This is a genomic window from Streptomyces sp. NPDC001848 (assembly GCF_042891915.1).
In the GTDB taxonomy this organism is placed as follows: Bacteria; Actinomycetota; Actinomycetes; order Streptomycetales; family Streptomycetaceae; genus Streptomyces.
On record NZ_JBIATP010000018.1, the window covers coordinates 26,989 to 38,048 of the forward strand.

General features: G+C 71.1%; 12 protein-coding genes. 11 read left to right on the forward strand and 1 reads right to left on the reverse strand.

Annotation, left to right across the window (positions count from 1 at the left end; translation table 11 throughout):
- Window positions 1-15: 15 nt before the first annotated feature.
- From ruvX to nusB, 10 genes are all read left to right on the forward strand, one after another.
- Window positions 16-480: a Holliday junction resolvase RuvX gene (ruvX, locus tag ACFYZJ_RS31435; protein WP_388573796.1), complete on the forward strand. Its 465-nt coding sequence runs from the start codon at window positions 16-18 to the stop codon at window positions 478-480.
- A gap of 126 nt (window positions 481-606) precedes the next feature.
- Entirely contained in the window at window positions 607-2,337 is a 1,731-nt protein-coding gene (mltG, locus tag ACFYZJ_RS31440) for an endolytic transglycosylase MltG (RefSeq protein ID WP_388573585.1), read from the forward strand.
- A gap of 5 nt (window positions 2,338-2,342) precedes the next feature.
- Window positions 2,343-3,179: a shikimate dehydrogenase gene (locus ACFYZJ_RS31445; protein ID WP_388573587.1), complete on the forward strand. Its 837-nt coding sequence runs from the start codon at window positions 2,343-2,345 to the stop codon at window positions 3,177-3,179.
- A gap of 205 nt (window positions 3,180-3,384) precedes the next feature.
- Window positions 3,385-4,569, forward strand: a complete 1,185-nt coding sequence (aroC, locus tag ACFYZJ_RS31450) for a chorismate synthase (protein ID WP_388573589.1) — start codon at window positions 3,385-3,387, stop codon at window positions 4,567-4,569.
- On the forward strand, window positions 4,566-5,084 hold the full coding sequence (locus ACFYZJ_RS31455) for a shikimate kinase (protein ID WP_388573591.1): 519 nt from the start codon (window positions 4,566-4,568) through the stop codon (window positions 5,082-5,084). The genes aroC and ACFYZJ_RS31455 overlap by 4 nt, the downstream gene beginning before the upstream one ends.
- Window positions 5,081-6,172 carry a 3-dehydroquinate synthase gene (gene aroB / locus ACFYZJ_RS31460; protein WP_388573593.1) on the forward strand — a complete coding sequence of 364 codons (1,092 nt, stop codon included), beginning with the start codon at window positions 5,081-5,083 and terminating at the stop codon, window positions 6,170-6,172. The genes ACFYZJ_RS31455 and aroB overlap by 4 nt, the downstream gene beginning before the upstream one ends.
- Before the next feature lie 205 nt (window positions 6,173-6,377).
- Window positions 6,378-7,244, forward strand: a complete 867-nt coding sequence (locus ACFYZJ_RS31465; protein ID WP_388573595.1) for a Pro-rich N-terminal domain-containing protein — start codon at window positions 6,378-6,380, stop codon at window positions 7,242-7,244.
- A gap of 90 nt (window positions 7,245-7,334) precedes the next feature.
- Window positions 7,335-8,441 (forward strand): aminopeptidase P family protein, encoded by a 1,107-nt coding sequence (locus ACFYZJ_RS31470; RefSeq protein ID WP_388573597.1) that lies wholly within the window; start codon window positions 7,335-7,337, stop codon window positions 8,439-8,441.
- 45 nt (window positions 8,442-8,486) lie between these two features.
- Window positions 8,487-9,053, forward strand: a complete 567-nt coding sequence (gene efp / locus ACFYZJ_RS31475) for an elongation factor P (protein ID WP_365674035.1) — start codon at window positions 8,487-8,489, stop codon at window positions 9,051-9,053.
- Window positions 9,054-9,055: 2 nt separating this feature from the next.
- Window positions 9,056-9,490, forward strand: coding sequence for a transcription antitermination factor NusB (nusB, locus tag ACFYZJ_RS31480; RefSeq protein WP_388573599.1), 435 nt, complete (start codon window positions 9,056-9,058; stop codon window positions 9,488-9,490).
- Between the two features lie 179 nt (window positions 9,491-9,669).
- On the opposite strand, the gene bldD is transcribed toward nusB, so the two are convergent.
- Complete coding sequence (gene bldD / locus ACFYZJ_RS31485) at window positions 9,670-10,173, reverse strand: transcriptional regulator BldD (RefSeq protein WP_103844821.1); 504 nt, start codon at window positions 10,171-10,173, stop codon at window positions 9,670-9,672.
- A 265-nt stretch (window positions 10,174-10,438) separates the two neighbouring features.
- Here bldD and pyrR point away from each other — a divergent pair, with 265 nt between their 5' ends.
- Window positions 10,439-11,011: a bifunctional pyr operon transcriptional regulator/uracil phosphoribosyltransferase PyrR gene (pyrR, locus tag ACFYZJ_RS31490; protein ID WP_388573601.1), complete on the forward strand. Its 573-nt coding sequence runs from the start codon at window positions 10,439-10,441 to the stop codon at window positions 11,009-11,011.
- The last annotated feature ends 49 nt before the right edge of the window (window positions 11,012-11,060 follow it).

Genomic DNA, 11,060 nt, shown 5'->3' on the forward strand with positions numbered 1-11,060 from the left:
GAAACGGTCGTGAAGATGAGAAGAGGGCGCCGACTCGCCATCGACGTCGGTGACGCCCGGATCGGGGTCGCCTCCTGCGACCCCGACGGGATCCTCGCCACCCCGGTGGAAACGGTTCCGGGGCGGGACATCCCGGCCGCCCAACGGCGACTGAAGCAACTCGTCGAGGAGTACGAGCCGATCGAGGTCGTCGTCGGACTCCCTCGCTCCCTCAAGGGGGGCGAGGGTCCGGCGGCGGTCAAGGTCCGCGGTTTCACCCAGGAACTCGCACGCATGATCGCGCCGGTTCCGGTCAGACTGGTGGACGAGCGCATGACCACGGTGACGGCCAGTCAGGGACTGCGCGCCTCCGGCGTGAAGTCCAGGAAGGGCCGCTCCGTGATCGATCAGGCGGCCGCCGTCATCATCCTGCAGCAGGCCCTGGAATCCGAACGGGTGTCAGGTAAAGCACCCGGCGAAGGCGTCGAAGTGGTCATCTGATCGCGATACGGTAACGTTCCGCGCGATGCGATGGTGTTCGAACAGCCATCGCACAGAAAGAGGCGGAACGGGAGCCGGGCGAGCACAGCGCCGCGCGACCTGAAGCCTCGCGGCTCTAGGGGATCGATGACTGAGTATGGCCGGGGCCCAGGCCCCGCACCGTGGCATCCGGAGGACCCGTTGTACGGGGACGGCGGATGGGGAGGACACGAGGGCCACGCGGCCCCGTCCCCTTACGGCGGCCAACACCACCCGGAGCAGCAGCACTACGGCGACTGGGGAGGCGGCCCGCAGGGCACGCACCACCAGGGTCAGCAGGACTACCAGCAGCAGTACCAGCAGTCGGGACAGCATCCGGACGGACAGCGGTACGACGCCCAGGCGCAGCACGAGCAGCAGTACCCCGGTCACGGGCAGCAGTACCCCGGTCACGGGCAGCAGGACTACGGCAACGGCGGCTGGGACGGCGGCGGGCAGGCTCATGTGCCGTACGCCCCCGACCCGGCGGACCCCTACGGCGCCCAGCCCGGTGCGTACGGCGGCGAGCAGCCCGACTTCTACCAGACGCCCGACGCGTATCCGCCGCCGGAGCCGCCGAACCGGCGGCGCGCCGAGCCGGAACCGAAGACCGACTGGGACCCCGACCCGGAGGAGGGCGAGCACGCCTTCTTCGCGGACGGCGACGACGAGGACGACGCCGACGACGAGCCGGACGGCCGGCGGGGCCGCGGTGACCGGCGCGGACGCGGCGGCAAGACGGCGAAGGGCAAGAAGCGCCGCAACGGGTGCGCCTGCCTGGTGGTCGTGCTGGTCTTCGGCGGCGGTATCGGCGGAGTCGGATATTTCGGGTACCAGTTCTACCAAAATCGTTTCGGCGCGGCGCCCGACTACGCGGGCGAGGGCAACGGCGAGCAGGTCACCGTCACCATTCCGAAGGGGGCCGGGGGTTACACCATCGGCCAGGTGCTGAAGCAGGCCGATGTCGTCAAGAGCGTCGACGCGTTCGTCGCGGCGCAGGAGCAGAACCCCAACGGCAAGAGCATCCAGGCGGGCACGTACACGCTGAACAAGCACATGTCCGCGGCCGCCGCCGTGCAGTTGATGCTCAGCCCCAAGAGCAAGAACAACCTGATCATCGCCGAGGGGTGGCGCAACACCAGGGTCTACGCGGCGATCGACCAGCGGCTGCAGCTCAAGCCGGGAACCACCCAGGAGGTCGCCAAGAAGGAGTGGTCGACCTTCGGTCTCCCCGACTGGGCCAACACCAGCAAGGACATCAAGGACCCGCTGGAGGGTTTCCTCTACCCCTCCGCCTATCCGGTCTCCAAGGACATGAAGCCCGAGGAGGTCCTGAAGCAGATGGTCGACACGGCCAAGGAGAAGTACGCCGCGTTCGGCATCCAGGCCAGGGCCCGGAGCCTCAACCTGCAGAACCCGTTGCAGGTCCTCACGGTCGCGAGCCTCGTGCAGGCCGAGGGCAAGTACAAGCGCGACTTCGAGAAGGTCGCGACGGTCGTCTACAACCGGCTCAAGCCGGACAACACCGAGACCTACGGCCTGCTGGACTTCGACTCCACGGTCAACTACCTGCGCGGCCAGTCCAAGCTCGACACCGGATCCGTCAACGCGCTGCGCCAGATCAACGACCCGTACAACACGTACAGGATCAAGGGTCTGCCGCCCGGACCGATCGACAACCCCGGGGACGTGGCGATCAGGGCCGCCCTCAACCCGGCCAAGGGGAACTGGTACTACTTCGTCTCGGTCAACGAGAACGAGACGCTCTTCGCGGAGACCAACGCGGAGCAGAACCGCAACCGCGAGAAGTACCTCCAAGAGCAGAAGAAGGGTCAGTAAGGCTCATGACGGGCACCGCCGGCAAGCGCCGGGCCGCCGTCCTCGGCTCCCCGATCGCCCACTCCCTCTCCCCGGTGCTGCACCGCACCGCCTACCAGGAGCTGGGTCTGAAGGACTGGTCCTACGACCGGTTCGAGGTGGACGAGCAGGCGCTGCCCGGTTTCCTCGCGGACCTCGGACCCGAGTGGGCGGGACTGTCGCTGACCATGCCGCTCAAGCGGGCGGTCATCCCGCTGCTGGACGCGATCAGTGACACGGCGGCCTCGGTGGAGGCCGTCAACACCGTCGTGTTCACCGAGGACGGGCGCCGCGTCGGGGACAACACCGACATCCCCGGCATGATCGCCGCCCTGCGTGAGCGGGGCATCGAGGAGGTCGCCTCCGCCGCGATCCTGGGCGCGGGCGCCACCGCCTCCTCCGCGCTGGCCGCGCTGGCCCGGATCTGCACGGGACCGGTGGTCGCCTACGTCCGCAGCGAGGCCCGGGCCGCCGAGATGCGGCAGTGGGGCGAGCGGCTCGACGTCGACGTCCGTACCGCCGACTGGTCGGACGCCGACCGCGCACTGCGTGCGCCACTGGTCGTCGCCACCACACCGGCAGGAACGACGGATGCCCTGGCCGCCGCCGTCCCGGAACGCCCCGCGGCCCTGTTCGACGTGCTCTACGACCCCTGGCCCACGGCCCTCGCCGCACGCTGGTCCGCCTACGGCGGTGCCGTCGTCAGCGGTCTCGACCTGCTGGTGCACCAGGCCGTGCTCCAGGTCGAGCAGATGACGGGCCGTGCCCCGGCCCCGCTGGACGCCATGCGCAAGGCGGGGGAGCACGCCCTGGCGGCCCGGTAGGGGAAGGACCCGGGCCGACGCTCCGGCAGCCCTGTGGCAGAGCTCCGGCCGCGTCCGCCTGATGGACCTGAGGCCGGTCACCGCCGTCGGTCGTGGGAGGATCGGAGGTGGCGGGACAGGGGCCGCGCACCCGGTCGCGCCGTCGCCGTACGCGAGGACGCGCGTACACAGGGCAGTACCAGGGCGCGAGCACTGAGGAGCATCGTTGAGCAGGTTGCGCTGGCTGACCGCGGGGGAGTCCCATGGTCCCGCACTTGTCGCGACGCTGGAGGGCCTTCCCGCCGGCGTGCCGATCACCACCGAGATGGTGGCGGACCACTTGGCGAGGCGGCGGCTGGGCTATGGGCGCGGTGCGCGGATGAAGTTCGAGCGGGACGAGGTCACGTTCCTGGGCGGTGTCCGGCACGGTCTCACGCTGGGTTCCCCGGTCGCGATCATGGTGGGGAACACCGAGTGGCCCAAGTGGGAGCAGGTCATGGCGGCCGACCCGGTGGACCCGGAAGTGCTGGAGGGCCTGGCCCGCAACGCGCCGCTGACCCGGCCGCGCCCGGGGCACGCCGATCTCGCCGGTATGCAGAAGTACGGGTTCGACGAGGCGCGCCCGGTGCTGGAGCGGGCCTCGGCGCGGGAGACGGCGGCGCGCGTCGCGCTGGGTGCGGTGGCGCGGTCGTACCTGAAGGAGACGGCCGGGATCGAGATCGTCTCCCATGTGGTGGAGCTGGCCTCAGCCAAGGCCCCCTACGGCGTCTACCCGACCCCCGCCGACGTCGAGAAGCTGGACGCGGACCCGGTGCGCTGCCTGGACGCGGACACGTCGAAGGCGATGGTCGCGGAGATCGACCAGGCGCACAAGGACGGCGACACGCTCGGTGGCGTGGTCGAGGTCCTGGCGTACGGCGTGCCGGTGGGGCTCGGGTCGCATGTGCACTGGGACCGCCGGCTGGACGCACGGCTCGCGGCGGCACTGATGGGGATCCAGGCGATCAAGGGCGTCGAGGTCGGTGACGGGTTCGAGCTGGCTCGGGTGCCGGGCTCGAAGGCGCACGACGAGATCGTCACCGGTCCCGAGGGCATCAAGCGGGCCACGGGCCGCTCCGGCGGGACCGAGGGCGGTCTGTCCACGGGTGAGCTGCTGCGGGTCCGCGCCGCGATGAAGCCGATCGCGACGGTGCCGCGGGCGCTGCAGACGGTGGACGTCGCCACCGGCGAGCCGGCGCAGGCGCACCACCAGCGCTCCGACGTGTGCGCCGTCCCGGCGGCCGGGATCGTCGCCGAGGCGATGGTCGCCCTGGTCCTGGCGGACGCGGTGGCGGAGAAGTTCGGCGGCGACTCCGTGGCCGAGACCCGCCGCAACGTACGCGGCTACCTCGACAGCCTGGCGATCCGATGAGCGCCGTGCCTGTGGTCGTGCTGGTCGGCCCGATGGGGGTCGGCAAGTCCACGGTGGGGCAGTTGCTGGCCGAGCGGCTGGGCGTCGGCTACCGGGACACGGACGACGACATCGTGGCCGAGCAGGGCCGGCCCATCGCCGACATCTTCGTGGACGAGGGTGAGCCGGCCTTCCGCGCTCTGGAGACGGCGGCGGTGCACAAGGCCCTGTCCGAGCACGAGGGGGTGCTGGCGCTGGGCGGCGGAGCGATCCTCGACGACGAGACCCGCGCGCTGCTCGCCTCGCACCGTGTCGTCTACCTCTCGATGGACGTCGAGGAGGCGGTCCGGCGCACCGGGCTGAACACGGCCCGTCCGCTGCTGGCGGTCAACCCGCGCCGGCAGTGGCGGGAGCTGATGGAGGCCCGCCGCCATCTGTACGAGGAGGTCGCGACGGCGGTCGTGGCCACCGACGGGCGCAGCCCCGAAGAAGTCACCCGAGCCGTCCTGGACGCACTGGAGCTGAAAGAAGCATGAGCGAGGCAGTCACCCGGATCCAGGTCGGCGGTACGGCGGGCACCGAGCCCTACGAGGTCCTGGTCGGCCGCCAACTGCTGGGCGAGCTGGCCGGGTTGATCGGCCACAAGGCCAAGTGGGTCGCGGTGATCCACCCCGAGGCGCTGGCCGAGACGGGCGAGGCGCTGCGCGCCGACCTGGCCGGGCAGGGCTATGAGACCGTGGCCATCCAGGTGCCCAACGCGGAGGAGGCCAAGACCGCGGAGGTCGCCGCCTACTGCTGGAAGGCGCTGGGCACCTCGGGGTTCACCCGCACCGACGTCATCGTGGGCGTCGGCGGCGGAGCGACCACCGACCTGGCCGGGTTCGTGGCTGCGACCTGGCTGCGTGGCGTGCGCTGGATCGCCATCCCGACCACGGTGCTGGCGATGGTGGACGCGGCGGTCGGCGGCAAGACCGGCATCAACACCGCCGAGGGCAAGAACCTGGTCGGCGCCTTCCACCCGCCCGCCGGTGTCCTCTGCGACCTGGCCGCGCTGGACTCCCTGCCGGTCAACGACTACGTCTCGGGGCTCGCCGAGGTCATCAAGGCCGGTTTCATCGCCGACCCGGTGATCCTGGAGCTGATCGAGGAGGACCCGCAGGCCGCCCGCACCCCGGCCGGGCCGCACACCGCGGAGCTGATCGAGCGGTCCATCCGGGTCAAGGCGGAGGTCGTCTCCTCCGACCTGAAGGAGTCGGGCCTGAGGGAGATCCTCAACTACGGGCACACCCTCGGTCACGCGATCGAGAAGAACGAGCGGTACAAGTGGCGTCACGGCGCCGCCGTGGCCGTCGGCATGCACTTCGCGGCCGAACTCGGGCGGCTGGCGGGGCGGCTGGACGACGCGACCGCCGACCGGCACCGCACCATCCTCGAGGCGGTCGGTCTGCCGCTGCACTACCGCTACGACCAGTGGCCCAAGCTGCTGGAGACGATGAAGGTCGACAAGAAGTCCCGCGGCGACCTGTTGCGCTTCATCGTCCTCGACGGCTTGGCCAAGCCCACCGTGCTGGAGGGCCCCGACCCGGCCGTTCTGCTCGCCGCGTACGGCGAAGTGGGGCAGTAGCTCCGCACGGCCCGGGGGCGGGCGGGCAACTCGTTCCCCTCGGGGCCGGTTGCCCCGACTCGCCTGCGGGGACGGGCACTTCGGGCCGCCCCCGGCCGTTCACACAACGGCGGCCGGGGACGGTACCGTTCGGTAGGGAGCGGGTTCGTCCCCGCTGCCGGTTCGAACGCCTGCGAGCCCCGACACGAGACGGAGTGGCCACCGGATGCAGCACGCAGTGGGAGCTCCGCTGCCGCCGCCCCACCAGCCGGGGTACGGCCCGGCGACCACCTGGTCACCGGGCGCACACCACCCGGGACAGCCGGGCGCCCACCCGGGCCCCGCACCGCACACCACGCCGTCACCGGGCTTCACGGCGCCACCGGTGCCCCCGGGGGCGCCTCCCGCCCACCTCCCGCCGCAGCACACGCCCGTCCCGCCCCCGCCGGACCCCACCGGCCACGTGCGGCTCCCGCCGGGCGCCCCGGTCGGCGTGCCGAGCGCACCGCCGGCCCCAGGTACGCCCGACCCCGCGTCCGCCACACTCGCCGTGCTGCTCATCGGCCCCGCGGGCGCCGGCAAGACCAGCGTCGCGAAGTACTGGGCCGAGCACCGCCGGGTCCCCACCGCGCACATCAGCCTGGACGACGTCCGGGAATGGGTCCGCTCGGGCTTCGCCGACCCGCAGTCGGGGTGGAACGACAACTCGGAGGCGCAGTACCGTCTGGCCCGCCGCACCTGCGGCTTCGCGGCCCGCAACTTCCTGGCCAACGGCATCTCGTGCATCCTCGACGACGCCGTCTTCCCGGACCGCCCGGTGGTCGGTCTCGGTGGCTGGAAACGGCATGTGGGCCCCGGCCTGCTGCCGGTCGTCCTTCTGCCCGGCCTGGAGATCGTCCTGGAGCGCAACGCGGAGCGCACGGGCAACCGTCGGCTCACCGACGAGGAGGTCGCCCGCATCCACGGCCGCATGGCCGGCTGGTACGGCTCCGGCCTGCCGATCATCGACAACTCGCAGCTCGACGTGGAGGGCACGGCCCGCGTCCTGGACGAGGTCCTGGCCCGCGCCATCGCGAGCCCGCCGAAGTGGTGACGCCGTAGAGGAGTGTCTCCTCCGGGTGCCCAGCCGCCCGTCCGGCCCTCTGGACCGGCGATATCCAGCCACCGCTCGTAGGCTCGGGTCATGTCAGAGGTCTACGCGGCCCGCCGGGAGCGGCTCAGGGAACGCTGCAGTGCGGGTGGCAGCGGGACGGCGCTGGTCTCCCGCCCCGCCAACGTCCGGTATCTCGCGGGCGCCGCGCCCAAGGGCGCCGTCCTGCTGCTGGGCGTGGACGAGGACGTGCTGCTGTGCGCCGGACCGCCGGAGGAGCACCCCGCCGAGGGGCGGCCCGACGAGGCGCTGCGGGTGCACGTGCTGCCGGTGACCGGCGGCGACACCGCCGTGGCCGCCGCCGACCTGGCCGCGGCCCAGGGTGCCGAGTCCCTGGCGGTGGAGGAGCACCACCTCACCGTGGCCCGGCACCGCTCGCTGCGCTCGGTCGCACCCAAGCTACGGCTCACCGACCTCGGCGGCGCGGTCGAGCAGTTGCGGGTCGTCAAGGACGAGGAGGAGATCGCCCTCCTGAGGATCGGCGCGGAGATCGTCGACCAGGCCCTGAGCGAACTGCTGGAGTCGATCCTCGTCGGCCGCACCGAGCGCCATCTCGCCCTGGAACTGGAGCGCCGCCTCGTCGACCACGGCGCCGACGGGCCCGCCTTCGCCACCTCCGTCGCCACCGGACCGAACGCCGGCCGCCGCGGCCACCGCCCCACCGACCGGCGTGTGGAGGAGGGTGACTTCCTCTCCGTCTGTCTCGGCGCCGCCTACCACGGCTACCGCTGCGAGATCGGCCGCACCTTCGTCATCGGCACCTCGCCCGCCGACTGGCAGATCGAGCTGTACGACCTGGTCTTCGCCGCTCAGCGAGCCGGCCGCCAGGCCCTCGCCCCCGGCGCCGCGTACCGCGACGTGGACCGGGCCGCACGTCACGTGCTGGACTCCGCGGGGTACGGCGGGGCGCTGCCGCCGCTGACCGGGCACGGTGTGGGACTCGAAATCGACGAGGACCCTCAGTTGGCCCCCGCGGCCATGGGTAAACTGGACGCTTGCGTGCCGGTCACCGTCGAACCGGGGGTCCACCTCCCGGGCCGGGGCGGTGTCCGGATCGATGACACGCTCGTCGTACGCCCCGAGGCGGACGGCGGACCCGAGCTACTCACCATCACGACCAAGGAGCTGCTGGCGCTGTAGGTGCCTGCCCCGGGGTCGTACGTCAGTCCAGGAGATTCCGCAACCGTGGCTTCCACGAACGACCTCAAGAACGGCATGGTGCTCAAGCTCGAAGGCGGCCAGCTCTGGTCCGTCGTCGAGTTCCAGCACGTCAAGCCCGGCAAGGGCCCCGCTTTCGTGCGCACCAAGCTCAAGAACGTGCTCTCCGGCAAGGTCGTCGACAAGACGTTCAACGCCGGTGTCAAGGTCGAGACGGCCACTGTCGACAAGCGCGACATGCAGTTCTCGTACATGGACGGCGACTACTTCGTCTTCATGGACCTGGAGACCTACGACCAGCTCCACATCGACCGCAAGGTCGTCGGTGACGCCGCGAACTTCCTCATCGAGGGCTTCGAGGCCACCGTCGCCCAGCACGAGGGCGAGGTGCTCTTCGTCGAGCTGCCGGCCGCCGTCGAGCTGACCGTCGCCGAGACCGAGCCGGGCGTCCAGGGCGACCGCTCCACCGGCGGCACCAAGCCCGCCACGCTGGAGACCGGCCACCAGATCCAGGTCCCGCTCTTCATCACCACCGGTGAGAAGATCAAGGTCGACACCCGCACGAGCGACTACCTCGGCCGGGTGAACAGCTAACCGTGGCTGCCCGTAACACGGCCCGTAAGCGCGCCTTCCAGATCCTGTTCGAAGGTGACCAGCGCGGGGCCGACGTCCTGACGGTCCTCGCCGACTGGATCCGGCACTCGCGGACCGACACCCGGCAGCCGCCGGTGAGCGAGTACACCATGCAGCTGGTCGAGGGCTACGCGCAGCACGCGAAGCGCATCGACGAGCTGATCGCGCAGTACGCGGTGGGCTGGACGCTGGACCGGATGCCGGTGGTCGACCGCAACATCCTGCGCCTCGGCGCCTACGAGCTGATCTGGGTCGACGAGACGCCGGACGCCGTGGTGCTCGACGAGATGGTGCAGCTCGCCAAGGAGTTCTCCACGGACGAGTCCCCGTCGTTCGTCAACGGCCTCCTCGGCCGTCTGAAGGACCTGAAGCCGTCGTTGCGCCGTGACGAGAGCTGAAGAAGTACCCGAACACGCCGGAGGGCCCGCAGCGCGTGTGCTGCGGGCCCTCCGGCGTTCGAGCGTGGTGGTTGGTGTGACCGGTCCGAGAACACCGCCGGGGTGGCCGGAACCGTCTGGCTCCGGCCACCCCGGCGGCACGTTTCTGCTGGGACCTTTTCTGCTGGGACCGGAGGCGGTCAGCTCTCCTCGTGGGAGGCCACGGCGCGGCGCGCGTCCGCGTCAAGGACTCCCCAGCTGATCAGCTGCTCGGTCAGGACGGAGGGCGACTGGTCGTAGATGACCGCGAGCGTGCGCAGGTCGTCCTGGCGGATCGACAGCACCTTGCCGTTGTAGTCACCGCGCTGCGACTGGATCGTCGCCGCGTAGCGCTGGAGCGGGCCCGCCTTCTCCGCCGGCACGTTGGCCAGGCGCTCCAGGTCCAGAACCAGCTTCGGCGGCGGCTCGGCGGCTCCACCCGGGGTGGTGCCGGGCAGCAGCTCCTGCACCGGGACCCCGTAGAAATCCGCCAGCTCGGCCAGACGCTGCACGGTGACGGCGCGGTCGCCGCGCTCGTACGAACCGACCACGACCGCCTTCCAGCGTCCCTGGGACTTCTCCTCCACACCGTGGAGGGAAAGGCCCTGCTGGGTGCGGATCGCCCGGAGCTTGGCCCCGAGCTGTTTGGCGTATTCGCTGGACATATAGCTCCCCGGACACGGTGTCGACGTGCGGCTCGGCCGCGCGGCTGGTAACTCACTGTGAGGTTACGCAGCGTGACTCTGCCCCGTCAAGCCGAATGGTCCGGACCGACCCTTCCGTGGTAGGCGGCGTGCGGAGACGCCGGACGGGTGACGCGGTGCGCCAGGGGGGTGACCGGGCGCCGCCCGCGGGCTGGTACCGTGTATGGCGCAATTCCGACGTCCTTTAAGGTCCGTCCCGTGAGGCGGAGAAGGAGGTCCGTTTCGTATGGACACGCAGCATTCCGATGCGCGGCCCGTCCTCGAAGGCCCTGACATCGCGCGGGTACTGACCCGCATCGCCCACGAGATCGTCGAGCGCGCCAAGGGCGCGGACGACGTGGTGCTTCTCGGCATTCCCACCCGAGGCGTCTTCCTCGCCCGGCGGCTCGCCGACAAGCTAGAGCAGATCACCGGCCGCAAGGTCCCGGTCGGCTCCCTCGACATCACCATGTACCGCGACGACCTGCGCCTGCAGCCGCCGCGGGCGCTGGCCCGCACCGAGATCCCCGGTGACGGCATCGACGGCCGCCTCGTCGTCCTCGTCGACGACGTGCTCTTCTCCGGCCGCACCATCCGCGCCGCCCTCGACGCCCTGAACGACATCGGGCGTCCTCGTGCGGTCCAGCTCGCGGTCCTCGTCGACCGCGGCCACCGCGAACTGCCGATCCGCGCCGACTACGTCGGCAAGAACCTCCCCACGTCGCTGCGGGAGACGGTCAAGGTCCAGCTCGCCGAGGAGGACGGTCGCGACACCGTGCTGCTCGGCGTGAAGCAGACCGTCCAAGGCGCACAGCACTAGCACTCCGGCGCACGTCGAGCCGTCGTACGCCTCGCGAGTGCGCCCCGGC